The organism is Nocardia sp. NPDC023852, assembly GCF_040639505.1.
GTDB lineage: Bacteria > Actinomycetota > Actinomycetes > Mycobacteriales > Mycobacteriaceae > Nocardia.
Genome location: NZ_JBFAAB010000004.1, coordinates 309,178 through 335,626, shown reverse-complemented (window position 1 = coordinate 335,626; position 26,449 = coordinate 309,178). Strand labels below are relative to the sequence as shown.

The following is a 26,449-nucleotide window of genomic DNA, read 5'->3' as shown; positions in this document are numbered from 1 at the left end:
GGTGTCCCCGACGGCACAGGAGGCGGTGGTGACGAAAACGCCCGAGGCGGTGGCGACCAAAGTGCTCGTGGTCGACGACGAACCGCAGATCGTGCGCGCGCTGCGGATCAACCTGTCGGTTCGCGGCTACGAGGTGATCACCGCGGCGACCGGTGGCGCCGCCCTGCGTGCGGCCGCCGACAAGCATCCGGACGTGGTGATTCTCGACCTCGGCCTACCGGACATGGACGGCATCGAGGTGCTCGCCGGGCTGCGCGGCTGGACGTCGGCGCCGGTGATCGTGCTGTCCGCGCGGACGGACTCGGCCGACAAGGTCGAGGCGCTCGACGCGGGCGCCGACGACTACGTCACCAAGCCGTTCGGGATGGATGAGTTGCTTGCCCGGCTGCGCGCCGCGGTTCGCCGGGGCGCCACCGATACCGACGCGTCGGACCCGGTCGTGGTGACCGCGTCGTTCACCGTCGACTTGGCCGCCAAGAAGGTCACCAGGCACGGCGAGATCGTGCACCTGACCCCGACCGAGTGGGGCATGCTCGAGATGCTGGTGCGCAACCGCGGCAAGCTGGTCGGTCGACGCGAGCTGCTGCGTGAGGTGTGGGGTCCGTCCTACGCCACGGAGACGCACTATCTGCGGGTATATCTGGCGCAGCTGCGGCGCAAGCTGGAAGTGGATCCCTCCCACCCGAGGCACCTGATCACCGAGGCCGGGATGGGTTACCGGTTCCAAGAGTAGTGGTCCCAGCCACCGGCCGGTGAACGCCAGGAATGGCGCACGCGACATCGGCGTTGCCAGGCGAGCGAGCTGATTCCGACGAGAATGGCAGGATCGAACCATGGCTGAACAGACCGCTACACCCGCCACCTCTGCGCCGGTCGACCTGGGCCCGACCACGTTGTGGGTCGAGCGCACCGGGACCAGGGCCTACACCGGCCGCAGCTCCCGCGGCGCCGAGGTCCGGGTCGGGTCGCAGGGCGTCGCCGGTGTGTTCACACCAGGTGAGCTGCTGAAAATCGCCTTGGCCGCCTGCTCGGGCCTGAGTGCGGACTTCCCGCTGTCGCGCAAGCTCGGCGACAACTTCGACGCGACCATCCGGGTGTCCGGCGACGCCGATCGGGAGAACGAGGTCTACCCGCAGTTGGAAGAGGTGTTCGAGCTCGACCTCAGTGATCTCGACGACGAGGCCCGCGAGCGGTTGCTCGTCACCGTGCAGCGCGCGATCGACAAGGTGTGCACCGTTGGTCGGACGCTGCGAGCCGGGTCGAAGGTGACCTTGTCGTTCGACGTCGAGGCCTGATGGACGACGCCATTCGGTTGAGCGCCTGGGTGCACGGCTGGGTCCAGGGAGTGGGTTTCCGCTGGTGGACCCGGGCACGCGCGTTGGAGCTCGGGCTGGTCGGGCACGCGACCAACGCCAGGGACGGCCGCGTGCACGTGGTCGCGGAAGGACCGCGACAGGCTTGCGAAAGGTTGCTCGAGCTCTTGCGTTCGGGGACTCCACCTGGTCGGGTGACCTTGGTTGTGGAAAGCTGGGAGCCCGCGCGGGGTGATGTGACCGGTTTCGAGGAGCGCTAGTGGTAGTTCGGGCGACGAGGGGGCGCAGCGGTGAACACGCAGCATCCGGGTGACGGCACGCGTCCCGACAACCCCGAACCCGAGCGGTCGTCCGCTTCGGAGCATCCGGCCACGCCCGCCGCAGCCGATTCCGAACCCGCGGCCGGTGCGCGATCGGCCCCGGAGTCCGCGCCGGCCGATTCCGTCGAGGCGCAGGATCAGTCGGCTTCCACGTCGAGTGTTCCGGGCATGACGCCCGATGCGGTCGCGCCGAGCGGGACCGGCGCCCCGCCGGACGTCGACTGGTCTACGCCGGGCTCGGTGCCGCCCGGAGCCGCGAGCGGTACGGAAGGGCTCGCCGGTTTGGGCGCGGCTCCCGGCACTCCTGGTCCACCCCGCCGCGGCAGTGTGCAGCGACAAGAAGCGGGGATCACCAAGCCGCGCCCACCCACGGTGGCCGAAGCGAGGGCCAGAGACAAGGCGCGCAAGCACGCCGAGCAAGCACAGCAGGCCGCCGTCGCGGCTGAGGAGAGCAAGAAGCGCAAGCGCAAGCGGGTCATGATCGGTGGTGTCGCCATTGTCGGCGTCGCCGGTCTGGTCGGCGGCGGTTACCTGGCCTATCGTGCGCTCACCGCACCCGACCGGGTCACGGCGCACTGCGTGAAGACGGAGAACGGCCAGGAGATCCTGGTCGACGACGACCACTGCGGCGACGGCCGACCCGGCTTCGTCAGCAATAGCGGTGGCGGCCCGGGCGTGATCATCCTTGGCGGCGGACCGCAGTACCGCTACTACTACGGCGGAACGGGCACCGTCGGCAAGCCGCCTACCGGCGGTACCACGGTCAAACCGCGCAGCGCCGAGATCAAGACCAAGAGTGGAACCACGGTGCAGCGCGGCGGGCTCGGCAGCAAGAGCACCGGCGGGGGGTCGTAGATGCGGCGCGTGCGCGATACGCCCCGCCCGGGCTGGCAGCAGACCATCGAGGGCCAGGGCCTGGTCTACGGTTCACCGGGACGGGACGCGAGCGGCCAGCCGAGGCCGTACTGGGACGAGTCCGTCCACTACGCGTTCGACATGCCGGAGATCCTCGCCTTGGAGGCCGATGTCGAACTGCTGCACTCGATGTGCCTGAACGCGGTGGAGCACATCGTGCTCACCGAACGGTTCGCCGATTTCGGTCTACCCGAGTGGAGTTGGGGCCCGATCGCCGAATCCTGGAAGCGCTCCGACCCGTACGTGTACGGGCGTTTCGATCTGCGCTACGACGCCCGCAGGCCCGCGAAACTGCTGGAGTACAACGCGGATACGCCGACCTCACTGCTGGAGGCGGCGATCGTGCAGTGGCACTGGCTCACCGACCGCTACCCGGGTGGCGACCAGTGGAACTCGTTGCACGAGAAGCTGGTCGAGCGCTGGAGCGCGCTGCGCGACGTGCTACCCATGCCCCAGCTGCACTTCACCTGGTCCGGCGCGGACGCGACAGGTGAGGACAACGTCACCACGGCGTACCTGCAGGAGACCGCCGCCGAGGCCGGGTTCGACACCATCGCGCTTCCGATCGAGGAGGTCGGATTCGATTCGGAACTGGAACGTTTCGTCGACCTGGCCGAGGCGCCGATCGAGGCGATCTTCAAGCTCTACCCCTGGGAGTGGGCGCTCGACGACGACTTCGGCAAGCGGGTTGTCGACAGCCTGCCACAGACCATGTGGGTCGAACCGCTGTGGAAGACCCTGCTGAGCAACAAGGCGATCCTCGCCGTGCTGTGGGAGATGTACCCGGGGCACCCGAACCTGTTGCCGGCCTATCTCGATCAACCCAACGAGCTGACCGAGTACATCCGCAAACCGAAGCTCGGACGCGAAGGAGCCAACATGACCATCGTCGGTGCGGGCTTGGAAACCGCCACCGGCGGGGTATACGGCGAAGAAGGCTACGTCTACCAATTGCTCGACCCGCTCCCGGAATTCGACGACATGCGCCCCGTGCTCGGCGCCTGGATCGTCGGCGATACCGCGGCGGGCCTGGGCATCCGTGAGACCGCGGGCCTGATCACCGACGACGGCTCCGCATTCGTTCCGCACCGCATCGTTTCCGAATAGCCCGAATCGACCTCAGCCGCATCGCCACTCACCCGGAAGGACCAAGATGACCGCAGTCGCCCTCGAATCGGGGTACTGGAGCTCGCTCGGCGAGGGCGTGGGAGCGATCATTCTCTACGCCCTGGTCGGCTTGGTGCTGATGCTCGTCGGCTTCTACGCCATCGATCTGACCACGCCGGGCAAGCTGCGCAAACTGGTGGTGGCGGGCAAGCCGAACGCCATCATCGTCACGGCGGCGGGCATGATCAGTATGGCGTTCATCGTCGTGCTGGCCATCTTCGCCGTCGGCGGCGGCGGCAAGCTCTCCGAAGGGCTGATCGCCTCGCTCGTATTCGGCCTGGTCGGAATTGTCGCGCAGGTCATCTCGGTCCGCGTCATCGAGCGAGCGCTCGGCATCGACATCGGCGCCGCGCTGCACTCCGACACTTACACCACCGAGGTTCTCGTCGTGGCCGCCGCGCACTTCGCCCTCGGATTGGTTGTCGCCTTCGCCATCCTCTAGAACCACCACTACCACAGCCGCGGATGCCCGACCGAGCACCGGAGCCGCGCCGGCCGAACAGCTTGCCGCGCGCGGCGCAGCACGAGCGCAGCCGCCGCCTCCTTCACCGCAACCCAGGCACCCACCAACCCGGCCAGAAACTCGCCGAACTCCGCCAAGTTTTCCGTCGGGTGGTGTCCCCCTCGGTGGGGGACATCACTCAGGGCGCACGGCAGTACGGTTCGGGGTTCAGTTGTTGTCCTGAGTGGGGATAGTGGGTTCGTGATTTTCGACAGTCTTGATGTGTCATATGGCGACCCGTGGGGTTCCACGCTCGGGCCGACTCATCCGCAACCGATATCGCGTGCGCTTGCGGCGCGCAGACATGCTGACGGGGATAGGTACGCGGTGTTGCTGGCCGCGCGGGAGCGGCCGCTGGCGATGGTCGATTACTACCAGTACGAGGGGAAGGAGTGGTGGAATGTGCATCTGTTCGACGACAGGTCCTATCGCACGCAGATCATCTACCTCGAGAGCCACTCCGAGGGGGTGTTGCGGGTTTGGTTTATCAACCGATGGCAGTTTTCCAGCGAGCAGCAGTACTTCTCCCATGAATGGGACGTCTATGAAACCACGAAAGTCTCGACCGACGGACTGGTCGAGATCAGGTCCGAGTTCGACGGGTCGGAGCAAGCCTTGGTCGAGCGGCGTGGGGCTCGAGATCTCGGCCAGCCGATCGATGAGCCGGAAAATAGCACAGTGCAGCTGTTTTCGGCTCCCATCGAAGACTTCCTCTGCCCCGCACCGGAATTCGGAGATTGGCAGGTCTTCATGCGGTTCCTCGCCCAGCAGGGCCACGAGCCCGCCCCGACGGTAACCCTGAACGAGATATCTACGGGCGAACGGCAGGGACCGCTGCGCGCCACTGGAATCGAGCAGCTGTTCACTCCGGGTAGACGCGACACTCCGCATGGTCCGGCCGTTGTCGAGCTCATCGATGCGGGACTGCTGCGAGTCCCGTCCGGGCGGCTGGTTGCCGTGGACCCTGGCTCGATCGACGAGGCTTCGCCGACTATCGGCGTACCACCAGGCGAGTACCCGGTCACGGTGTCGGTGATGCGGTACGCGGATACTCTGTGCGGGCCGCGTGTCGCCGCGGCCCGGGTGACCCTCCTGGACACCCCACCAAGTGAGTGGGAAATGGGTATCCGGCCCGACGAGGACCCTGGGCTGCTCGGCGACGGCGAATTCTACGGGGTCGGTGTGGAGACCGGCATGGCGGTTTTCCTCGACGAGACCCGGACAGTGGACGAAGACGAGTTCGACGACGAGCTGATCGAACGCCTCTACGACCGTTTCACGGTGGAACTGATCGGCGCGGAGCCGGAGCCGAACCTCATCGCTTTCCCTGCTGGCCGGCCCGACGGAACCTTTCCTGTCTGGATAGGCCGCACCGAAAGCGGGCAAGTGAGCTGCGTTGTCATCGACTTCCAGCTCCATCCCCCGTTACGGGAGAGTGAGTAGGCCCACCTGCCGGAACCGAGTGCGGAGGATTGCCGCGAATAAACTCGTTGGCACCGCGGCACACCGGCCACGCGTAAAGGTGGCGCGAGCACGTGTCGACACGATCATCATGTTCACTCCGTTCACTCGCAGAGCGGAGTTTACGGCTTGTCGGCGGCTGTGAGCACGCAGCGCCACGGTGCAGGCACCATGATTCTCGGTTCTTCTCACGATCGAAACCGAACTGTCAAGTGTCGTCCATGTGCTCGAGGCAGTAGGCCGCCGCCGCGAGGTATTGGCGGCATTCCGGACCGTGGCCCGCGTGAACACTCCGGATGAACAGTGCGCGGTCCATGTCGAGATCCGTGGTGGGTTCCGCGGTGCAATCCCGGTACCGAGTCCTCCACAAGTCCCGCGTATTCAGCGATGTCTGCATCGTGCACCTCCAAGCCCGTGTGGGTGTCAGTACGAGAGACTTGCCAATGTCTTTATCCTGGGCGCATACACGTTCGCCTCGGTCCGCAACCTGCCTACGTCATCGGGTGACCAACCGCCAGTCGTCGGGCAGCCGTGCCGCGGTGATCTGGCCGCCCTCCGCTTCCAGGTCGACGGTGATCGCGCCGAGGCGCAACGCCCGGAGCGAGACCCTGCCCCACGTCAGCGGCAGCTGCGGACGCACGGTGAGGGTGCGGGTCGGCACGTCCGGGTCGAGGCCGAGGAACGCGCGCACCAGCAGCAACGGTGCGGCACTCGCCCACGCCTGCGGCGAGCAGGACGTCGGATACGGAACGGGACTGGCGAACCTCGACCGCGGAAAGCCACAGAACAGCTCGGGCAGTCGCCCGTCGAAAACCGATGCCGCGTCCAGCAATCCGGAGGCCAGCTGGGTCGCCAGCTCGACTGCGCCGGGCAGGTGCTGGTAGCGCAGCAAGCCGGCCACCGCGATCGCCGTATCGTGCGGCCAGACGGAGCCGCAGTGGTAGCTCATCGGGTTATAGGCGCCCATATTCGACGCCAAGGTGCGCAACCCGAAGCCGGTGTCCATCTCGGGGCCCGACAACCGCATCACCAGTTCGGCGGCGTGCTCGTCACTGGCGATCCCCGACCAGAGGCAGTGCGCCACATTGCTGGTCAGCGAGTCGACCTGACGCTTGCCACCGTCCAGCGCGACGGCGTACCAGCCCCGGTCGGGCAGCCAGAACTGCTCGGCGAACTTGCCGCGCAGCTCCGCGGCGCGCTCCCGCAGCTGCCCGGCCAGCCGGGCGTCGTCGAACGCCTCGGCCAGATACGCCCTTGCGACCAGCGCCGCGTGCACGTATCCCTGCACCTCGCAGAGCGCGATCGGCCCCTCGGCGATATGCCCGGTGGCATGGTTGATGCCGTCGTAGCTGTCCTTCCAACCCTGGTTGATCAGCCCACGGTCGGTCGCACGGCGATATTCGACGAAACCATCGCCGTCGCGGTCGCCGTAGTCGGTGATCCAGTGCAGCGCTGCGTCGGCGGCGGGCAGCAGCTCCCTGATCGACTCGGGATCCGCGCCCCACCGATGGCATTCGGCCATCAGCATCACGAACAGCGGTGTCGCGTCGGCGGTTCCGTAGTAGATATTGCCGCCGAGTACCTGACCGCCCGACGGACCGCGGCGCATCTCGTGCATGATGCGCCCCGGCTCCTCCTCGGTGAGCGGATTGACCTCGTGCCCTTGCAGTTCCGCCAGCTGCTGCAGCGTGCCGAGCGCCAGGTCGACCTCCAGCGGCAGCGCCATCCACGCGGTGAGCAGACTGTCACGGCCGAACAAAGTCATGAACCACGGCGCACCCGCGGCGACGAACGGTCGGCCGTCGCCGGAGTCGTCGTGGATCTGTAATGCACCCAAGTCGCTTTCGGTACGACGCAGCACCCGGGTGAGGACCGGATCCGATGCGACGATGTCGGTGGCGGTATCCCGCCAAGCCTCGATCTTGCGTCCCGGCGCGCTGACGCCGAAGTGCTCGCCAGGGGCGACCGCTTGAAAACGCTGGTTGCCCAACGTCGGCTGGGCGATGATCTCGGTCTGCCAGCACTCACCGACCGGGACGATCACTCGCCACACCAGTGTGCCGGGCATCACCTCGGGTTCGACGGTCGCGGAGACGGAGATGCCCCGCATCCGGTCGGTATGGTCGTGCAGCACCAGCTCGCCGTCGGCCACCGTCACATCGGCCCGTGCGTGCCCGGCACGGCCTTCCTTGACCGCGAACAGGTCGATGAAATCGGCGTCGACGTGCAACTCCAGCAAGACCGCTGTCGGCTCACGGCCCATGTTCTCCAACGTCAGCAACTCATGCATGCCGTCGGCCACGATCCGCTCGCGCACCACCAGCAACGTGCTGTCGGCCAGGCCCGCCTGTGGCGGCCTGCGCAGCACGAACCTAGCGGCGAACGCCTCAGGACTCAGCACCGACAGCGGCTCGGCGGGTTTGCCGTTCACCAGCAGCTCCCACCGGGACAGCACGCGTGCGTCTCGGAAGAACAGGCCGTGCGGCTTGCCCAGCTCGACATCGCCGAGCCGGTTCGACAGGCAGAAGGTCCCGCCTTCTACCAAGGTGACAGAGCCGCACCCCCCGAATCCGGTGGGCTCACCGGAATTCAGGGGGGCCGGGCTCAGTGGTGCGGTTCCCGTCACGAGAATCCGCTCGCCGGGATCCTGACCGACGTGGCGACCGGGGCCGCTGGCTCGAACGGCATGGCTCCGAACCGTTTCCTGGACCACAGCAGCTTGCGGTACACCTGCTCGTAGCCCCGACCGAGGGTGTCGGCGCCGAACTTCGCCTTCACGTGGAGCCGGCAGGCAACCGGGTCCATCCTCCGAACCTCCGCGATGGCCGCGGGTAGCTCGGCGGGGTCGTCACAGATGCGGCCGGTCACGCCGTCGACGACCACCTCGGAGACCGCGCCACCGCGCAACGCGACCACCGGCGTGCCACAGACCATGGATTCGATCATCACCATGCCGAACGGTTCCTCCCAGCGAATCGGGAACAACAGGCAACGCGCATTGGCCAGCAGCTTACGCTTGGCGGCCGCGTCGGCGAGGCCGAATACGTGGTCGTTTTCGGTAAGCAGCGGGCGGACCTTCTCCTCGAAGTAGGCCTGCTCGGCCCGTTCGCTGCATTTGCCTGCCAGCACCAGGGGGATGCCAGCCGCATGCGCGGCCTCCAGCGCCAGATGCGGAGCCTTGCAGGTATTGAACCGGCCGAGAAACAGGGCGTACTCGTCCTTTTCGACGCGGAACGGCCACTCGTCGACCTGCAGCGCATTGTGCACGCGTCCAGCCCAGTTCAGGTCCGGTGCGAGCTCACGCTGCCGGTCGCTGATCGCCACCAGCGCGACCTCGTCGCCCAGTTCCCGGTAGTACCGGTACGAGTCGTCTTCCACCGGCCCGTGCACCGTCAGCACCGTCGGCAAGCCGAGGCGCTGGAACGCGGGGGCGTTGAGCGGCCCCGCGAAGGTATGGTCGTGCACCAGGTCCACACCCGATGTCGCCGCGAGCTTTTCGATCGCCCGGCGCACCCGCAGCGCGTGCACGACCTCTGGGAACGGGTCGCCGAGGCGCTCGGGCTGCGCCCGATCCCAGACCGGCACGAACTTGGCCTTGGTGCCCGGCTCTCCCGCGCCGAACAGAGTGATGTCGTGGCCGCGGTCCACCAATGCGTCGACCAGATCGGCGACCACGGCCTCCACACCGCCGTACGCCTTGGGCGGTACGTCGAAGTACGGAGGAACTACCATCGCAATGCGGAACGGGGTGCCGACATGATCTATCGAGAGCAGCTCGGGCGCTGCCATCTGCAAATCGGACGGTGCCTTCTTCGCCGAAACCGGCGCGGAAAACGCGCTCATGACCCTCCTTCCAGGGACAACCAGTAGCACTCGCATCCACCCAGCACTCGGAGTACCGGGCGCCGAACTGAACTAAGTGGCCGCCGCGGCGGGGGTGAAACCGGAGCTACACCGCCGTCCATGGGGCATGGTTGGCCTGGTCACGACCACTGACGCGATCAGGGGGGCCGACAGGGAGGTACCTCAAACGTTTTCGTTCAAACCACATTTCCTGCGAAAGATTCGTCCGCCAGCATACCTCCAGCTACTTGCATTTCGTCCGATTGACTGGTCCACCGGATCGCCACGCTCAGTCCTCGATGACGACCGTGCCGCCCCGGCCCGCGGCGACGAACGACAGCAAATCCTCCGCTTCGGCGCGCAGCGCCGCCTCGTCGGACGCGGACAGCGGATGCCACGGGATGACACGCAGGGTGGCATCATCGATCGACCAACGACCGTGCACGAAACCATCGACCAGATACATCGGCACGCCCGCGGAGGCTTCCTTGGCGATGCGTCGGCGGTCTTCCTCGCTGATGATCCGGCGGCGGTCCTTGTGGCCGAGCAGCGCGTTGTCGAAGGCGGGCAAGAAGCGCACGGGCACCGGTAGATCCGGCTCCGCCAAGGGTGCGTCGGGTAGGTCGAACAGCACACGATGCTGATCGTCGGTGAACACCCGCAGCCGCGTACGTATCTCGTCGACGACCTCGGCCAGCCGGGTGATACCCGCCCACGCCTGCATGTCGGCGACCGTGGCGGGGCCGAACGCGGCCAGGTAGCGCAGCACCAGAGTCTCCGGCCGCGGCGCGGCAGCCATCGGCGCGGCGAGCCATTCCTCCGCCAGACCGACCGTCACCGACCGATTACGCCATCGCCCCCAGGCGCCAGTCTCCGGGCCGTGCACCATCGGGACAAGTAGCTCCACAGTTTCGGCCAGCCTGCGGGTATGCCGGTCCGGGAAACGCACGGCGAGCAACTTGCCCAGATCGCCGCGGCTGAGACGCTGTCCGGCCAGCAGCTCCCGTCCGGCCGCCCCGAGCTCGTCCAAGTCGACGCCGTCGATCTCGTCGCGGTAGTAGGGCGCCTTCAGTGCGGCGTCGACAACCGGCTGCACCGTCGGACGCAACCACCGGAAGTCCGCACCGTCCGCCAGATGCACGGTGCGGCGGAGCATGGTGGAGCGAACCAGCTTACGGTCGCGCAGGAGCGCGGCCAAGTCGTCGTGCCGGAATTGAGCGAGCCTGGTCCACAGGCCGACGTAGGGCCAGTTGGGCTCCTGACCCTGCACGGCGACCAGGTGCCGGACGAGTTCGAACGGAGTCAGCGCGACCCGCTCCACCAGTTTCTGGCGGACCAGCAGCGTCCGATTCAGCTCGCGCAGCGATAGTTCCGTCATGCGCCCATCTTCCCGGAGACCACCGACAGATCGGTGGGCCGGACCGGTCACGGGCCGACCGCGCGGGCTCGGTCCACGCCGGGCCGAATCCGCTTCGGCTGCAGAGGTCGATCATCGCGGCGCCTACGACAAGACCGGCATGGGTGCCCTTGTCGCAGAGCTTTCCCGGCCTGGGCCGAAACCCGTCGGCGACGCCATGCGCACCGAACTTCGTGACCGCTCCAGGTAGCCGAGCACGCGTGGATGTGACATTCACGAGTCGGGCAGACAGCGTCCCGGGTCGGGCAGATCGGCGCACGGCGCGTTGCCGTGCGCCCGCAGCACATCCTTGCCGACCTGATCGATCAGGAAGTGCAGGAAGCTCGCGGCGAGCGAGTCACCGGGCAGTTCACCGTTGCTGTAGGCGTATTCGACGCCCCAGAACGGGTAAGTGCGCCGCACGACGGCGTCCCGACCCGCGCCGACGGCGTCGATCGCGACGGTGGTCAGGCCCGCGTCGATCGCCTCGGAGAATTCCGAATAGCCGATGGCGCCCGGGATTTCGACCACCGCCTTGCGCATATCCGCGGTCACTCGCACGTCGCAGTGCGCGGCCTCCGTAGTGACCGTGCCCTTGAGCGCCGTGCAGCTCACGTGCGGGCGATCGGGCTGCCTGCCGTCGAGCAGCCTGCGTTCGAAAGTATTTCGCGAACCCGACCCCGGAATACGATCGACCAGCACGACCGGCAGGTCCGGGCCGCCCACCTCACGCCAGTTACCGATCCTACCCAGGTAGAGATCCTGAATCTGGGCCACGGTGAGACTGCGGACGCCGACGCCGGGATGGATGATCATGGTGAACAGCGACAGTGCGAGCGGACGGTACACCAGCGTCGGATACCCACTCCCCTTCGACCCGTCGCTGATCGCGAGCAGTCCCGGGTTGCCCGCGCCTTCCTCGGCGAGCCGGTCCAGACCGCGCTCGGTCCCCTCGAACGCGAACGTGAATTCCGCACCGGTGCATCGCTTCTGGTACTGGTCGGCGGCCTCTCGGACCACCGGGCCGAACGCCGAGGACCCGACCACAGCCAGTTTCCCCGAGGCACACTCCAACGGCGTCGGCGACGGCTCCAGCGCGGCCACCACGAGCTGGACGACGATCACCGTCACCAGAAACACCGTGAGCACCAACATCATGCGGGAAATGCCGGTGCGGCTGCGAGTTTCGATGACCCGACCACCCTTGACTCCCCCGCGCAGCACCGGTGGCGCATAGTCCCCCGATCCTTCGGAGCGTTGCAGGATGGCCAGGATCTTGTAGTGCTCGGCAGGGCCCAGCGGTACTTTGGGCAGATCGATCACGCCGACGTGCCCGCCGATGTCCTCGCGCACCGCGATGCCGGAGTCCGTGTCCAGGTTGTCGGCGAGGGCCGGATCACTCAGCTCGGTCACCGCCATACCGATCACCCTGCGCTGTGGGAACCGTAGGTGCAGTCCGACCCTGGCGGCTTCCGGCGCCTTGTAGTCCTGGGAGTCGATCGTTGTGACGCCGCTGTTCTCGATGCGCACCAGGACGACGGAGATGTCCTTCAGGTCCGGGCTCGCGCCGTCGAGCGAGGGACGCAACTGTGGGAGCACGCCGGGGAAAACTGAGGCGATCTCACCGGTGACCGGCGTATCCATCTGCACCCGATACCCGAGCCGCCTGCGGCCCGCGAAGACGAACTCCCACAGAAAGGCGGCGATCGGCACGGCGATGCCGATCAGTGCCAGAACGATTTCGAGCGGAAGGTCGCCCACCAGTTGATCCCACTCCCCGAGGTATCCGTACAGCCCCCATTCTCGAGGGCGATCGACATCCAGCACACCCGCGACCCAACTGTTCGGCAACCGTTAACCCAACGGTCATGCCCCGGGGCTGTGTGTCCAGGCCAGCAGGTTCTCCAGCGGCCAGGTGTTGATCACCCGTTCGGGCGCAACGCCGTTCGCGACCGCGCGCTCACAGCCGTAGCCTTGCCAGTCGAGCTGGCCGGGGGCGTGCGCGTCGGTGTCGATGGCGAAGTGGCAGCCCATCTCGACAGCCAACCGCAGCAATCGTGCAGGCGGATCGCGTCGTTCGGGTCTGCTGTTGATCTCGACAGCGGTGCCGTAGGCACGGCACGCCTCGAACACCACTTCGGCGTCGAACGTCGACTCCGGCCGGGTGCCGCGGCTGCCTTCCACCAGGCGGCCGGTGCAGTGACCGAGCACGTCGACGTTGGGGTCGGCGACCGCGTGCACCATTCGCGCGGTCATCGTCGCGCTGTCTTCGCGCAGGTGCGAATGCACGCTCGCCACCACGACATCCAGCTCCGCCAGCAGATCAGCCGCCTGGTCGAGGGCGCCGTTTCCGAGGATGTCCACTTCGATGCCGGTGAGGATCCGAAACGGCGCCATCCGCTCGTTGAGTTCGGCGACCACGTCCAGCTGCTTGCGCAGCCGGTCGGCGGACAGTCCGTTGGCGACGGTCAGCCGCGGGGAATGATCGGTCAAAGCACAGTATTCGTGCCCGAGGGCGGCCGCGACGCGCATCATCTCCTCGATCGGACTTCCGCCGTCGGACCAGTTCGAGTGGGTGTGCAGATCGCCGCGCAGCTGTGCGCGCATCGGCTTGCCGGGCACGCCGATCGGCTGCGCCGCGCGCCTCAGCTCGGCCAGATACCGTGGCACCGAACCGTCGTACGCCTGCTCGATGACGGCGGCGGTCTTGGGCCCGATGCCCGCGATCTCGCGCCAGCTACGCGCCCTCCGGTGCGCCGCACGCTCGTCGCCCGTCAGCTCGGCGACGATGTCGGCGGCGCGCCGGTACGCCTTGACCCGATGGGTCTCCGCACGGGAACGTTCCAACCAGAAGCCGATTTCCCGCAATGCCTCGACCGGTCCCGGCGCCGCGCCCGGGCTCGGCTCCCCACTCGGAACGTGACCGTCCACCGGGCTAGCGGATCCTGCTGTACTTCATGAAGGCCACCCCGTCCTCGAACACCCTGCTGGTGATCACCCGGAACGTGGCCGCCTCCGGCAGCCGCGGCCCGTTGCCGAACAGCGCTCGCCCATGGCCGAGCACGATCGGATACAGCTTGAGGAAGATCTGATCGATCTCCGGGAGCAATACCTGCGCCAGTTCACCACCGCCACACAGCCAGATGCCGAGCCCGGTCTCCCGCTTGAGCTCGCGGACCTTCCCGACCGGGTCCTCGGCGATCAGCTCCACCGCCGGATCGGGGCTCTCGGGCAGGGTAGTGGAAACCACGTACTGCTTCAGATGGGCGTAGGGGCTCGAGGTGCCGGTGCGCACCCCGAAATCATGCGTCTTGCGGCCCATCAGCACCGTATCGAAATAGCGATTGTGCTGGTCGACCCCGATCGCCTCCCGCACCTTGGTCGGGAGGGTTTCCGGGTATTGCGCGGTGATCGCTGGACCGTGGTCCCCGCCGACCGGGAAGAAGTCGACCGAGCCCTCCTCGGTGGCGATGAATCCATCAATGGTCGAGGCGACGTAATAGGTGAGCTTTCGCATGCTTCCTTCCTCACGGTCGGCCGACATCCGAACCGCCCTCGAAGAAACGGTAGCTCGCTCACGCTAGCGGCGGCGAGGCTTCGGCTGGCAGCGTGGACAGTAGTAGGACGAGCGGTTCATGAACCGCTCCCGCGTGATCGGCGCGCCGCAGCGGCGGCACGGCTCGTTCTCGCGGCCGTAGACGGCAAGCGAGCGCTCGAAGTAGCCGGATTGGCCGTTGACGTTCACGTAGAGCGCGTCGAAGGAGGTGCCGCCCGCGGCGAGCGCCGCACTCATCACCTCGCGCACCGCGGCGAGCAGGCCGCGCACGGCGGGCCGGGACAGCCCCGAAGCGGGACGGCCGCCATGGATCTCGGCGCACCACAGCGACTCGTCGGCGTAGATATTGCCGATGCCCGAGACCACACTCTGGTCGAGCAGTACGCGCTTGATCTCACTCTGCTTGCCACGGACAGCCGCGACCGCGGATTCGACGTCGAAACACGGGTCCAGCGGATCGCGGGCGATGTGGGCAACCGGTTCGGGCACCAGAGTGCCGTCCACCTCGACCAGCGGCGCGAGTGCCCAGCCGCCGAAGGTGCGCTGGTCGACGAAACGCAGCTGGGTGCCGTCGCTGAGGGTGGCGCGGATGTGCGCGTGCTTCTCCAGCGGCGCGTCGGCGGGCTGGACCAGCATCTGGCCGCTCATCCCTAGATGCACCACCAAGGCGGCCTCGGGGTCGTCGAAGGTCAGCCACAGGAATTTGCCACGCCGTTCGGCCGACTCGACCTTCAGGCCGGTCAGCCGCGCGGCGAGGTCGGCGGCACCTTCGAGATGGCGGCGCACCGACCGGGGATGGGTGATCGCCACCGATTCGACGACACGACCCACCACATGCTCGGCAAGGCCACGCCGAACCACCTCGACCTCGGGAAGTTCCGGCACGTCAGGCTTCGGCGGTCAGCGCCTCGTAGGCGGCACCCGCGGCCTTCTGCTCGGCTTCCTTCTTGGACCGGCCGACGCCCTGCCCGTAGGCCGAGCCGCCGACCACCGTGGTCGCGGTGAATTCCTTGTCGTGGTCGGGCCCGGTCGAGGTGATCTCGTAGCTGGGCACGCCGAGACCGCGCTCGGCGGTCAATTCCTGCAGGCTGGTCTTCCAGTCCAGGCCGGCGCCCATGCGGGGCCCTCGCTCGAGTAATTCGGCGAACAGTCGCAGCACCACGGTGCGGGCCACCTCGATGCCGTGCTGCAGATGCACGGCACCGAGCAGCGACTCCATGCCGTCGGCGAGGATGCTCTCCTTGTCACGGCCGCCGGTGAGTTCCTCGCCCTTGCCGAGCAACAGGTGCACACCGAGACCGCCCGCTCCGAGACCACGGGCGACCTCCGCGAGCGCGCGCATGTTCACCACGCTCGCGCGCAGCTTGGCCAGCTCACCCTCGGACTTCGAGGGATGCTCGTGATACAGCCGCTCGGTGATGCTCAGACCGAGCACGGAATCGCCGAGGAACTCGAGGCGCTCGTTGGTCGGCAGACCACCGTTCTCGTAGGCGTACGACCGATGTGTCAGCGCGAGGCGCAGCAGATCCGGCCGCACGTCGACGCCTAGCGCCGCGAGCAGGCTCGCATGTTCACCGGACGAGCCGGGTTCGTCGGTCACGTCGATACGACAGATCGAACGATCAGACCGCCGCGGTGACCTGGCGGCCCTTGTAGGTGCCGCATGATGGGCAGGCGATGTGCGGCAAGGTCTTCTCGCCACAGGCGCGGTTCGGGCAGGTGATCAGGGTCGGCGCGGTGGCCTTCCACTGGCTGCGCCGCGACCTGGTGTTGGAACGGGACATCCGGCGCTTGGGAACGGCCACGACTACTTCTCCTCTGTCCTATTTGCTCGCCATTGGGCTGATCGGTCTTGCTCAGTGGTCTGGGTCGGCCGCACCCTTGTCGGGGCTGCCGCTGCCGGGCGATCCGGTGGCGAACTCAGCCAGTCCGGCCCAGCGAGGGTCAAGTATCTCATGCCCGTGGTCGGATCCCGCAATCGCCATCCGTACACCGCATTCCGGGCACAATCCGGCACAGTCCGGCGTGCAGACGGGCTGCAGCGGCAGCTCCAGGCCGACCGCGTCGACCACAACCGGTTCCAGGTCGATGGTGTCGTCGACCATCCGGTAGACCTCGTCGTCCTCGGTGGTCTGCTCGGTGGTGCTGTCCGGGTAGGCGAACAACTCGGTGATGTACAGGCTTACGTCGCCGGTGAACGGCTCCAGACAGCGTGAGCACTCGCCCTCGGTCGGCGCGGATACCGTTCCGGTGACCAGCACACCTTCGGATACGGCCTGCAACTGCAGGTCGAGCTCCACCTGTGCGCCCGCTGGGACGGCGATCAGATCGAGCCCGATTCGCTCCTTCGTGGTGAGGGTGCGGCACAGTTCCCGCATGGTCCCCGGCCTTCGGCCGAGGCTGCGGGTGTCCAGCACGAAAGCCGCGTCCGGTGTACGGCGCTGAGCCGAACGGGAACGCGACGTGGAACCGGAACCGGCGGGCATCACGAACTCACTCACGATCGAGGGGAAATGGGCAACCACTCAACAATACGCGAGCACGCGTCCATCGCTCAAACCGGACAGGTCACGCACCATGCCGCTCACCTGCGATGTTCGGTCACGTAGTCCGGCGCACCCGCACCGGTACGCAGCTGGTGGCGCCCCCGCCCGACCGTACGCAGCGCACTGCTGAGCGTCTCCTCGAAGTCGGCCAGTCGGCCGTCCACGTAGTGGTCGCACTCCTCACGCAGCCGGTCGGCTTCCGCATGCGCGGCGTCGATCACCTTGGCCGATTCCGCGTGCGCGGCGCGCACCACCTCCGTCTGCGAGACCAGCCGCTCCTGCTCGGCGAGGCCGTCGGCGACCGCGCGCTCGTAGGTGGCCTTGCCCGCCTCGATCATTCGCTCCGATTCGACGCGTGCCCGACCGGTCGCCTCCTCGTATTCGGCGTTACCGTCGGCCACCACACGATCGGCCTCCAGCTGCGCGGTGGCGACCAGGTGGTCGGCGTGCGCGCTCGCCTCGGCGACCATCCGGTCGGCGTGCGCCTTGGCATCGGCGAGGATGCGGTCGGCCTCCGCACGGGCCGAGCCGATGGCGTGCTCCGCCTGCTGGTTGGCGCCGCTCACCGTAGTCTCGGCCGAGGCCCTGGCATCGGAGACGATCTTGTCCCGATGGTCGAGCACGTCCTGGGCGTCATCGAGTTCGCCGGGCAGCGCATCACGGACGTCGTCGAGCAGTTCGAGCACGTCACCTCTCGGCACAATGCAGCTGCGGGTCGGCGGGATGCCGCGCGCCTCTTCGACGATGGCGACCAGCTCGTCGAGTGCTTCGAATACGCGATACATGCTCACTACCCTCCTGCGGACTCACGGCGAAAACTCTCCGCCGAGGCCCAGTGTGCCCCTCGTCACGGCCTGTGCCGAGTCATCCTCCGGTGTGTCGTGACGGTGTCTTCCACGCCACAGAAACAAGTGGAGACTACCTCTCCGCTTCGTGTTACATTCGTAGCGAAGCGATGACCGTCGCTGTTGTCCCTCTGAAAGCTCGTGTTCGATCGGAAAGACGATGACTGTTCTGGAACTGCCGCGACCGGCAGGAGTGAGCACCACCAGCTTCTTCGTGCCGTCCGGCGGCCGGTACCCCGCGCTGCCGACGAAACCGGTCGCGGCCACGTTCGAGCAGTTGACGCACTATCTGCGCGGCGATCGTGCCTTCGCCCAGCTGATCCGCTTCGCACTGGTCGGCGGGTCCAGCAACGTCGCCTACGTCCTGCTGTTCTTCGCCATGCACAGCACTGGGCCGCTGTTGGCCAACGTCATCGGCTCGCTCGTCAGCACCATGATCGCCAACGAACTGCACCGCCAACTCACCTTCCACGCCGCTGGCCGGGTCGGCTGGTTCACCGCCCAATGGGAGGGCGGCGGACTGGCGCTGCTCGGCCTCGCCATCACGACCGCGGCACTGGCCGCCCTCGGCGTGTGGGCGCCGGACCTCGGGGACACCGCCCAGGCCGTCGCGATCTTGGCCATCACCGCCGCGGTGGGCGGCATGCGCTTCCTGGCCCTGCGCGGCTTGGTCTTCTAGCTGTGCTGATCCGCCTCTCCGGGTCTTTAGGCCGTACTAGTGAGGTGGCGCGGGATTTGCGCTCAGGTCCTGCGTTTGGTGCCACTCCAGTTCTGGGCGTGCCCGACGAGTTACCCATGTGCTTCTGAGATCACTTGTCGCGGATGAGATCAAAGAGTTGAGAGGCGAGCAATAGTTGTGCGACGAGCAGTCGTTGTGGAGCGCTCCGGTCCGCGGATGGGAGCGCTGTCAGCTAGCGCGCTCGGCGAGGCGCTCGAGTAGGCGCTTGTGAACCGAAGGGGGCAGCATGTCGGTGACGTCGCCGCCGAAGGTCGCGACCTCTTTGACCAGCGAGCTGGACAGGAAGCTGAAGGATGGGTTGGTGGCGATGAAGAAGGTGTCCACGCCGGAGAGCTTCTTGTTCATCTGCGCCATCTGCAGCTCGTAGCCGAAATCGCCCGCGTCGCGCAGGCCCTTCACTATGGCGGTGATGCCCTGCTCCCGCGCGAAGTCGACGAGCAGGCCGTACCAGGACTCCACCCGCACGTTGACCAGGTGCGCGGTCGACTCCCGCAGCATCTGCATGCGCTCCTCGACGCTGAACATGCCCTGCTTGTTCTTGTTGATCATGACGGTGATGACGACCTCGTCGAACTGGGCGGCGGCCCGATTGAAGACGTCGAGGTGTCCGTAGGTCACGGGGTCGAAAGACCCGGGGCACAGTGCTCCTGCCATGGCCCGACGCTAGCAGGAGCGCGGCGGTGCGGCGGCGGTGGCCGGACCCGTTGCGGCGGCCGGCTCGAACTGCGCGAGATCGATGCGGGTTTCGCCGTACCGACGCGACTTGGCCGGGATGAAGCCTGCGGGCCAGTCGATTTCGGGTGAACGCACCGACCTCTCCAGCACGACGAGGGCGCCGGGACGCAGCCAACCGCGCTCGGCCAGCGCGCGCAAGTCAGCCAGCACCGCCGCGTTCTCCACCGCGTAGGGCGGATCGGAGAAGACCAGGTCGAAGGCACCCGCCCCGCCCGTTTCCAGCGCGCTCGCCACCGCCGCGACCCGCAGCTGCGCACCGGGCAGTCCGAGGTCGGCGATATTCCCGCGCACGACGGCGGCCGCCTTGCGGTCGGACTCGACGAGCAGCGCGTGCTCGGCGCCGCGCGAGAGCGCCTCCAAGCCGAGCGCACCAGAGCCCGCGTACAGGTCGAGCACACGCGCTCCCGCGAAATCCAGCCGGGCGTCCAAGGCGCTGAACAGCGCCTCCCGCACCCGGTCGGAGGTCGGACGGGTGCCCGACGGCGGTACCCGAAGGCGGCGCCCGCCTGCCGCCCCGGCGACGATCCGCGTCATTCGGCGGAAGACTCGCGCACGGCCAGCTCGATGAGTAGATCGCCGCCCTCGACCTGCTGGACGGGACCGATCGCGACGCGACCGACGACACCCGAGCGGGGTGCGGTGATGGCGGCTTCCATTTTCATGGCTTCGATGGTGCCGATGGTGTCACCTGCGGCGACCGGATCGCCTTCGGAGACAGCAAGGGTCACGACTCCGGCGAAGGGAGCGGCGATGTGGCCCGCGTTGCCCTTGTCGGCTTTCTCCGCTGCCGGGATGTCGCTGGCGATGGACCGGTCCCGCACTGCGACCGGACGCAGCTGCCCGTTGAGGATGCACATCACGGTGCGCATGCCGCGCTCGTCCGGCTCCGAGATGGCCTCCAAACCGATGAGCAGGGTGACGCCCTTTTCCAACTGCACCCGATGTTCCTCGCCGCGGCGCAAACCGTAGAGGAACTGGTTCGCCGACAGTCCGGAGGTGTCACCGTACTTCTCCCGGTGCGCGAGGAATTCGGCCGTGGGCGCCGGGAAGAGCAGCCGGTTGAGCGTCCCGCGCCGTTCCTCCGAGGTACCAGCGAGCCCCGCCTCGTCCTCGGGTGTCAGCGCGGTCTCCGGTTTCGCCGATCCGCGCCCGGCCAGCGCCTTGCTGCGGAACGGCTCGGGCCAGCCACCCGCAGGTGTGCCGAGTTCGCCACGCAGGAAGCCGATGACGGAATCGGGGATGTCGTAGCGCCCCGGGTCGGCGGCGAAGTTCTCGATGTCGACACCGGTACCGACCAGCGCCAGCGCCAAGTCGCCGACGACCTTGGACGACGGTGTGACCTTCACCAGACGGCCCAGAAGCCGGTCCGCCGCAGCGTATTTCGCCTCCACCTCCTCGAATCGGTCGCCGAGGCCGAGCGCGATGGCCTGCTGACGCAGATTCGACAGCTGGCCGCCCGGGATCTCGTGGGTATACACCCGGCCGGTGGGCGCGGGCAGCCCGGATTCGAAGGGCGCGTACACCTTTCGCAGTGCTTCCCAGTACGGCTCCAGATCGCAGACGTTCTGCAGATTCAGGCCGGTGTCGTACGCACTGTGCGCCGCGGCCGCAACGATCGCGGACAGCGCGGGTTGGCTGGTGGTTCCGGCCATCGCGGCGCTGGCGCCGTCCACCGCGTCGGCGCCGGCGTGCCACGCAGCCAGATAGGTGGCCAGCTGACCACCGGGAGTGTCGTGGGTGTGCACATGCACCGGCAGATCGAAATTGCTGCGCAGAGCGGTGACAAGTGTGGTGGCGGCCGGGGCGCGCAACAGGCCGGCCATGTCCTTGATGGCGAGCACATGCGCGCCCGCGTCGACGATCTGTTCGGCAAGTTTGAGGTAGTAGTCGAGCGTGTAGAGCGTCTCCTGTGGGTTCGCCAGGTCGCCGGTGTAGCTCATCGCGACTTCGGCGACAGCTGTCCCGGTTTCGCGCACCGCGTCGATCGCCGGCCGCATCTGGTCGACGTTGTTGAGGGCGTCGAAGATGCGGAAGATATCGATACCGGTGACGGTTGCTTCCTGGACGAACGCGCGGGTCACCTGCTGCGGGTACGGCGTGTAACCGACGGTGTTGCGCCCACGCAGCAACATCTGCAGGCAGATGTTCGGCACCGCCTCGCGCAGTGCGGCCAACCGCTCCCACGGGTCCTCGTAGAGGAACCGCAGCGCCACGTCGTAGGTCGCGCCGCCCCATGCCTCGATGGACAGCAGCTCGGGCGTGAGCCGCGCGACGTGACCGGCCACGCCGAGCAGGCCGTTGGTGCGGACCCTGGTCGCCAGCAGAGACTGGTGTGCGTCGCGGAAGGTGGTGTCGGTGACGCCGACCGCCTTCTGCTCACGCAGCGCCTGCGCGAAACCGTCGGGCCCGAGCCGCAGCAGCCGCTGCCGGGAACCGTCCGGCGGCGGCACGCTCAGATCGATCGGTGGCAGCTTGTCGTGCGGGTACACCGTGGTCGGCCGCTCGCCGTGCGGCTTGTTCACGGTGATGTCGGCCAGGTAGGTGAGGATCTTGGTGCCACGGTCGGCGGAGCCGCGCAGGGTGAGCAGCTGCGGACGCTCGTCGATGAACGAGGTGGTGACCCGCCCACCCTTGAAGTCGGGATCGTCGAGTACCGCGAGCAAAAACGGGATATTGGTGGACACGCCGCGGATGCGGAACTCGGCAAGCGCGCGACGGGCCCGCGCCACCGCTGCGCCGAAGTCGCGGCCGCGGCAGGTGAGTTTGACCAGCATCGAGTCGAAGTAGGCGCCGATCTCCGCGCCCAGGTTCGCACCGCCGTCGAGGCGGATGCCCGCGCCGCCTGGCGTCCGGTAGGCGGTGATGCGCCCGGTGTCGGGGCGGAATCCGTTGGCCGGGTCCTCGGTGGTGATCCGGCACTGCAGCGCGGCGCCGCGGATCGTGACCGAGTCCTGGCTCAGGCCCAGTTGCTCGAGTGTCTCACCCGCCGCGATCCGCAGCTGCGACTGCACCAGGTCGACATCGGTGATCTCCTCGGTCACCGTGTGCTCGACCTGGATTCGCGGGTTCATCTCGATGAAGACGTGGTTGCCGCGCTCGTCGAGCAGGAATTCGACGGTGCCCGCACAGCTGTAGCCGATCTGTCGCGCGAAGGCCACCGCGTCGGCGCAGATACGTGCGCGCAGTGCGGGATCCAGGTTCGGGGCGGGCGCGAGTTCGATCACCTTCTGGTGGCGGCGCTGCACCGAGCAATCCCGCTCGAACAGGTGCATCACGTTGCCGTGCTGGTCGGCCAGGATCTGCACTTCGATGTGGCGCGGGTTCACCACCGCCTGCTCCAGGAACACGGTGGGATCACCGAACGCCGACTCGGCCTCGCGCGAGGCCGCCTCGATCGATTCGCGCAGGTGCGTGGCATCGGCGACCCGCCGCATGCCACGACCGCCGCCGCCCGCGACGGCCTTGACGAAGATCGGGTACTCGAGCTGCCGGGACGCGGCGACCAGCTCATCCACGTCCGCCGACGGTGCGCTGGAGCGCAGCACCGGCAGACCGGCCGCCTTGGCGGCTTCGATCGCGCGCGCCTTGTGACCCGCGAGTTCGAGCACCTCGGCGGAGGGGCCGATGAAGGTGATGCCCTCGCGGGCGCAGGCTGCCGCCAGGTCCGGGTTCTCCGAAAGGAAGCCGTACCCCGGGTAGACCGCGTCCGCGCCCGCCGACTTGGCCGCCTCGATGATCGCGTCGATGGAAAGGTAGGCCCGCACCGGGTGGCCCGCCTCGCCGATCTGATACGACTCCGCCGCCTTCAGCCGGTGAACCGAATTGCGGTCCTCGTAGGGGAACACGGCCACCGTCCCGATGCCGAGTTCGTAAGCCGCGCGGAAGGCCCGGATGGCGATCTCGCCACGGTTTGCAACCAAGACTTTCGAGAACATTGGCTTAAGGTACCCGGCACCGCCCATCGCACCGACACGGAAGTGCCTTTCGCAGGAATCTTCGCAATGACGAGAGGCATCGTTGCGAAGTGGCGTTCACCAGGGCGACACGTTCCTGGCCCGAAACTGATCACTTACCGACTCCCGCGACTGGCGACCGAAACTTTTCCGGCTCCGCCCTGAACAGCCGGAAACCTGCTCTATGCAGCGCCTGCACATTGAACACCTGATTTCGTTCGATCGGCGGGGATCCACGTGGGTTCCCGAGCCGGTCGAGCAGCCGCTACGCCGCCCGTCCTATGCTGGGAGTGCAGCTGGTTCACCGGCGCACGACGAGACGGAGCCCCGACGTCGCGCAATGGGTCGAGCCCACCCGTGCGGAGACGCCACGGGGGGTGAGAGGGAACCCGGTGGGAATCCGGGACTGTCCCGCAGCGGTATGCAGGAACGACCGCCGTCACCACGCACTGAGTCCACCGACCGGAAGGTTCCGCGACTTGGGAAGCGACGGCCAGTAGGTCGGCCATCAGGCGAGACCCGGCACCGGCCGGGACCGCCCGGCCGGTGCCCGCGAGTCCGAAGACCTGCCAGCCGTGCCGGGTACGCCGTACCCGGCGGCCACCGCCTCGTGGATTTGGGCGTGCGGACCACCAGCGCGGACGTGTCGGGCTCCCTCAGCCGGGTACATCTCCGGCATGTCACTGGTTCTCCGGCTACCCATATGGCGATGGCTTTTCGACCTCAGCAATGGAGAAACATCGTGACTGTTTCACATCAGAAGCCGTTCACCGCGACGGTTCTCGGGCTACCTCGGGTGGGGCCGCGGCGCGAGCTCAAGCGGGCGACCGAAGCCTACTGGGCGGGCAGGATCGGCGCCGAGGAGTTGCACGCCGTCGCGCGCGACCTCCGGCACGCCCAGCTCACCGAATTGCTGGCCGCCGGCCTCGACTCGATCCCGATCGGCACCTTCTCCTACTACGACCAGATGCTCGATACAGCTGTCCTGCTCGGCGCGTTGCCACCCCGGGTCACCGGGATCGCCGATCCCCTGGATCGATACTTCGCCGCCGCGCGCGGCACCGACACGGTCGAGCCACTGGAGATGACCAAGTGGTTCGATACCAACTATCACTACCTGGTGCCGGAAATCAGCCCGGAAACCCAGTTCTCGCTGCACCCCGAGAAGCTGCTGGAGGAACTGCGGGAGGCGCTCGCGCTGGGCGTGCCCGCGCGACCGGTGGTGATCGGCCCGGTCACCTTCTCGAGGCTGGCGAAAGCGACGGGCAGTGCGCCACTGGATCGGCTGATCGAGCTGCTTCCGCTGTATCGCGAGCTGCTGCGGCGGCTGGCCGCCGCGGGTGCGGAGTGGGTGCAAATCGACGAACCGGCGCTTGTCACCGATCTCACCGCGGACGAGATCACTCTGGTGCGCGTGACCTACGAGGATCTGTCCGCCGCGACCGATCGTCCCGCGATCCTCGTCGCGACCTATTTCGGGCACCCGGATGCCGCGCTCACCGTACTGGCGGACACCGATATCGAGGGTGTCGCGATCGACTTCACCTCCGGCACCGAGGTTTCGGAGGTGGCGGCGGTGCCGGCTCTGGCGCGCAAGCTGGTAGTGGCGGGCGTCGTGGACGGTCGCAATGTTTGGCGCACCGATCTCGACCACGGCCTGGCGACCCTCGGAACTTTGCTGGGATCCGCAGCGCACGTGGCGGTTTCGAGCTCGTGCTCGCTGCTGCACGTGCCGTACACGCTGGCCACGGAGACGCGGCTGGACGAGCGGCTGCGGTCGTGGCTGGCCTTCGGCGCGGAGAAGGTGGCCGAGGTGCGTCTGCTCGCGACCGGGCTGAGCGAGGGCGCCGAGGCGATCGGCGCCGAATTGGCGACGACTCGTTCGGCACTCGAATCTCGGCGGTCGGATCCCCGGCTGAACGATCCGCGGGTACGGGCCCGGCTGGCCGCGCTCGGACCGGACGCCGTCCGGCGCGCGCCCGCCGAGCAGCGGCGCGAACTGCAGCGGGATCGTTTGCGGCTGCCCGCACTACCGACCACGACGATTGGTTCGTACCCGCAGACCTCCGCGATCCGGTTGGCGCGGGCCGCGCTGCGCAAGGACGAGATCGACCAAGCCGAGTACGCGCGCCGGATGCGCGCCGAGATCGCGGATGTCGTCGCGCTGCAGGAGAGGCTCGGGCTGGATGTACTGGTGCATGGTGAACCGGAGCGCAACGACATGGTGCAGTACTTCGCCGAGCAACTCGACGGGTTCGCGGCCACCGAACACGGCTGGGTGCAGTCCTATGGCACCCGCTGTGTGCGCCCGCCGATCCTGTTCGGCGACGTGACGCGGCGGGGGCCGATGACCGTCGAGTGGATCGGTTACGCGCAGTCGCTCACCGACAAGCCGGTCAAGGGCATGCTGACCGGTCCGGTGACCATCCTCGCGTGGTCGTTCGTGCGCGACGACCAGCCGCTGGGCGATTCCGCGCGTCAGGTGGCGCTGGCCATCCGGGACGAGACGGTGGATCTGCAGCGGGCGGGCATCCGGATCGTCCAGGTCGACGAACCGGCGCTGCGCGAACTGCTTCCGCTGCGCAGAGCTGATCAGCCCGCGTACCTGGAGTGGTCGGTGCAGTCGTTTCGGCTCGCGACCTCCGGTGTGTCGGATGCCACGCAGATCCACACCCACCTGTGCTATTCGGAGTTCGGCGAGGTGATCGAGGCGATCGCCGGACTGGACGCCGACGTCACGTCGATCGAGGCGGCACGCTCGCACATGGAGGTGCTCGACGACCTCAACGCCGCGGGCTTCGACCTCGGCGTCGGACCGGGTGTGTACGACATCCACTCACCGCGGGTGCCCAGCGTGGACGAGATCACGACGTCGCTGCACGCCGCGCTGAAAGCGGTTCCCGGCGAACGACTCTGGGTGAATCCGGACTGCGGGTTGAAGACCCGAGGGCCCGCCGAAGTGGAGGCCTCGCTGCGCAATATGGTCGCCGCCGCGGCTGCCGTGCGCTGAGCGTGTCCGGCTGATCGAATCGGCGCCCCTTCGGATTTCAGAGGGGGCGCCGGTAGCCCTCGGCCTGGTGGTGGACTTGGCTGCCGCCAACGCGCTGCGGATCAGCGGCACGGGGCACCGCGGCACCACTCGAGTCGGGGTCGCGTAC

At 67.6% G+C, this 26,449-nt stretch carries 23 protein-coding genes and 1 riboswitch; of the genes, 9 read left to right on the top strand and 14 right to left on the bottom strand.

Features of this window, described 5'->3' with window-relative positions; all coding sequences use genetic code 11:
* Positions 1 to 25: 25 nt before the first annotated feature.
* The 7 genes from AB0H00_RS10975 (at position 26) to AB0H00_RS10945 (ending at position 5,660) form a co-directional block, all read left to right on the top strand.
* Positions 26 to 733: a response regulator gene (locus tag AB0H00_RS10975; protein WP_357264404.1), complete on the top strand. Its 708-nt coding sequence runs from the start codon at positions 26 to 28 to the stop codon at positions 731 to 733.
* A 100-nt stretch (positions 734 to 833) separates the two neighbouring features.
* Positions 834 to 1,295: an OsmC family protein gene (locus tag AB0H00_RS10970; RefSeq protein WP_357264273.1), complete on the top strand. Its 462-nt coding sequence runs from the start codon at positions 834 to 836 to the stop codon at positions 1,293 to 1,295.
* Positions 1,295 to 1,573 carry an acylphosphatase gene (locus tag AB0H00_RS10965; RefSeq protein WP_357264270.1) on the top strand — a complete coding sequence of 93 codons (279 nt, stop codon included), beginning with the start codon at positions 1,295 to 1,297 and terminating at the stop codon, positions 1,571 to 1,573. The genes AB0H00_RS10970 and AB0H00_RS10965 overlap by 1 nt, the downstream gene beginning before the upstream one ends.
* 30 nt (positions 1,574 to 1,603) lie before the next feature.
* On the top strand, positions 1,604 to 2,488 hold the full coding sequence (locus AB0H00_RS10960) for a hypothetical protein (RefSeq protein ID WP_357264267.1): 885 nt from the start codon (positions 1,604 to 1,606) through the stop codon (positions 2,486 to 2,488).
* Positions 2,489 to 3,655 (top strand): glutathionylspermidine synthase family protein, encoded by a 1,167-nt coding sequence (locus AB0H00_RS10955; protein WP_357264264.1) that lies wholly within the window; start codon positions 2,489 to 2,491, stop codon positions 3,653 to 3,655.
* Positions 3,656 to 3,701: 46 nt separating this feature from the next.
* Positions 3,702 to 4,157 (top strand): DUF350 domain-containing protein, encoded by a 456-nt coding sequence (locus tag AB0H00_RS10950; RefSeq protein ID WP_357264261.1) that lies wholly within the window; start codon positions 3,702 to 3,704, stop codon positions 4,155 to 4,157.
* Between the two features lie 261 nt (positions 4,158 to 4,418).
* Positions 4,419 to 5,660, top strand: coding sequence for a DUF4241 domain-containing protein (locus tag AB0H00_RS10945; protein ID WP_357264258.1), 1,242 nt, complete (start codon positions 4,419 to 4,421; stop codon positions 5,658 to 5,660).
* Between the two features lie 514 nt (positions 5,661 to 6,174).
* On the opposite strand, the gene AB0H00_RS10940 is transcribed toward AB0H00_RS10945, so the two are convergent.
* The 11 genes from AB0H00_RS10940 to AB0H00_RS10890 all read right to left on the bottom strand — a co-directional run bounded on the left by AB0H00_RS10940 (position 6,175) and on the right by AB0H00_RS10890 (position 17,804).
* Positions 6,175 to 8,286 carry a glycogen debranching N-terminal domain-containing protein gene (locus tag AB0H00_RS10940; protein ID WP_357264401.1) on the bottom strand — a complete coding sequence of 704 codons (2,112 nt, stop codon included), beginning with the start codon at positions 8,284 to 8,286 and terminating at the stop codon, positions 6,175 to 6,177.
* Between the two features lie 14 nt (positions 8,287 to 8,300).
* Positions 8,301 to 9,467, bottom strand: a complete 1,167-nt coding sequence (locus AB0H00_RS10935; protein ID WP_357264398.1) for a glycosyltransferase family 4 protein — start codon at positions 9,465 to 9,467, stop codon at positions 8,301 to 8,303.
* Positions 9,468 to 9,810: 343 nt separating this feature from the next.
* Positions 9,811 to 10,899: a winged helix DNA-binding domain-containing protein gene (locus AB0H00_RS10930; protein WP_357264255.1), complete on the bottom strand. Its 1,089-nt coding sequence runs from the start codon at positions 10,897 to 10,899 to the stop codon at positions 9,811 to 9,813.
* Between the two features lie 252 nt (positions 10,900 to 11,151).
* Complete coding sequence (locus AB0H00_RS10925) at positions 11,152 to 12,768, bottom strand: substrate-binding domain-containing protein (RefSeq protein WP_357264253.1); 1,617 nt, start codon at positions 12,766 to 12,768, stop codon at positions 11,152 to 11,154.
* Positions 12,769 to 12,783: 15 nt separating this feature from the next.
* Positions 12,784 to 13,848 carry a PHP domain-containing protein gene (locus AB0H00_RS10920; RefSeq protein WP_357264250.1) on the bottom strand — a complete coding sequence of 355 codons (1,065 nt, stop codon included), beginning with the start codon at positions 13,846 to 13,848 and terminating at the stop codon, positions 12,784 to 12,786.
* Positions 13,849 to 13,852: 4 nt separating this feature from the next.
* A complete protein-coding gene (locus AB0H00_RS10915) occupies positions 13,853 to 14,434 on the bottom strand; it encodes a dihydrofolate reductase family protein (RefSeq protein WP_357264247.1) in 582 nt (193 codons plus the stop codon).
* A gap of 63 nt (positions 14,435 to 14,497) precedes the next feature.
* Positions 14,498 to 15,358, bottom strand: coding sequence for a bifunctional DNA-formamidopyrimidine glycosylase/DNA-(apurinic or apyrimidinic site) lyase (mutM, locus tag AB0H00_RS10910; protein ID WP_357264244.1), 861 nt, complete (start codon positions 15,356 to 15,358; stop codon positions 14,498 to 14,500).
* A 1-nt stretch (position 15,359) separates the two neighbouring features.
* Entirely contained in the window at positions 15,360 to 16,073 is a 714-nt protein-coding gene (rnc, locus tag AB0H00_RS10905) for a ribonuclease III (RefSeq protein WP_357264241.1), read from the bottom strand.
* A gap of 22 nt (positions 16,074 to 16,095) precedes the next feature.
* Positions 16,096 to 16,278 carry a 50S ribosomal protein L32 gene (gene rpmF, locus AB0H00_RS10900; RefSeq protein WP_014987105.1) on the bottom strand — a complete coding sequence of 61 codons (183 nt, stop codon included), beginning with the start codon at positions 16,276 to 16,278 and terminating at the stop codon, positions 16,096 to 16,098.
* Between the two features lie 51 nt (positions 16,279 to 16,329).
* Positions 16,330 to 16,959, bottom strand: a complete 630-nt coding sequence (locus AB0H00_RS10895) for a DUF177 domain-containing protein (RefSeq protein WP_357264395.1) — start codon at positions 16,957 to 16,959, stop codon at positions 16,330 to 16,332.
* A gap of 98 nt (positions 16,960 to 17,057) precedes the next feature.
* Positions 17,058 to 17,804: a DivIVA domain-containing protein gene (locus AB0H00_RS10890; protein WP_357264392.1), complete on the bottom strand. Its 747-nt coding sequence runs from the start codon at positions 17,802 to 17,804 to the stop codon at positions 17,058 to 17,060.
* 220 nt (positions 17,805 to 18,024) lie between these two features.
* On the opposite strand from AB0H00_RS10890, the gene AB0H00_RS10885 reads away from it, so the two are divergent.
* Positions 18,025 to 18,543, top strand: coding sequence for a GtrA family protein (locus AB0H00_RS10885; protein WP_357264239.1), 519 nt, complete (start codon positions 18,025 to 18,027; stop codon positions 18,541 to 18,543).
* A 228-nt stretch (positions 18,544 to 18,771) separates the two neighbouring features.
* Here AB0H00_RS10885 and coaD read toward each other — a convergent pair whose 3' ends face one another.
* From coaD to AB0H00_RS10870, 3 genes are read right to left on the bottom strand one after another with little or no spacing between them, the layout of a single operon-like run.
* Positions 18,772 to 19,257 (bottom strand): pantetheine-phosphate adenylyltransferase, encoded by a 486-nt coding sequence (gene coaD / locus AB0H00_RS10880; RefSeq protein WP_357264236.1) that lies wholly within the window; start codon positions 19,255 to 19,257, stop codon positions 18,772 to 18,774.
* A gap of 9 nt (positions 19,258 to 19,266) precedes the next feature.
* Positions 19,267 to 19,872, bottom strand: a complete 606-nt coding sequence (gene rsmD / locus AB0H00_RS10875; protein ID WP_357264234.1) for a 16S rRNA (guanine(966)-N(2))-methyltransferase RsmD — start codon at positions 19,870 to 19,872, stop codon at positions 19,267 to 19,269.
* On the bottom strand, positions 19,869 to 23,273 hold the full coding sequence (locus tag AB0H00_RS10870) for a pyruvate carboxylase (protein ID WP_357264231.1): 3,405 nt from the start codon (positions 23,271 to 23,273) through the stop codon (positions 19,869 to 19,871). Before AB0H00_RS10870 ends, rsmD begins: the two co-directional genes overlap by 4 nt.
* 398 nt (positions 23,274 to 23,671) lie before the next feature.
* A riboswitch (cobalamin riboswitch) is annotated at positions 23,672 to 23,859 on the top strand.
* Positions 23,860 to 24,000: 141 nt separating this feature from the next.
* Here AB0H00_RS10870 and metE point away from each other — a divergent pair.
* The gene (gene metE / locus AB0H00_RS10865; RefSeq protein ID WP_357264228.1) at positions 24,001 to 26,301 is read left to right on the top strand and encodes a 5-methyltetrahydropteroyltriglutamate--homocysteine S-methyltransferase; all 2,301 of its coding nucleotides are present in this window, start codon (positions 24,001 to 24,003) and stop codon (positions 26,299 to 26,301) included.
* Positions 26,302 to 26,449 lie beyond the last annotated feature (148 nt).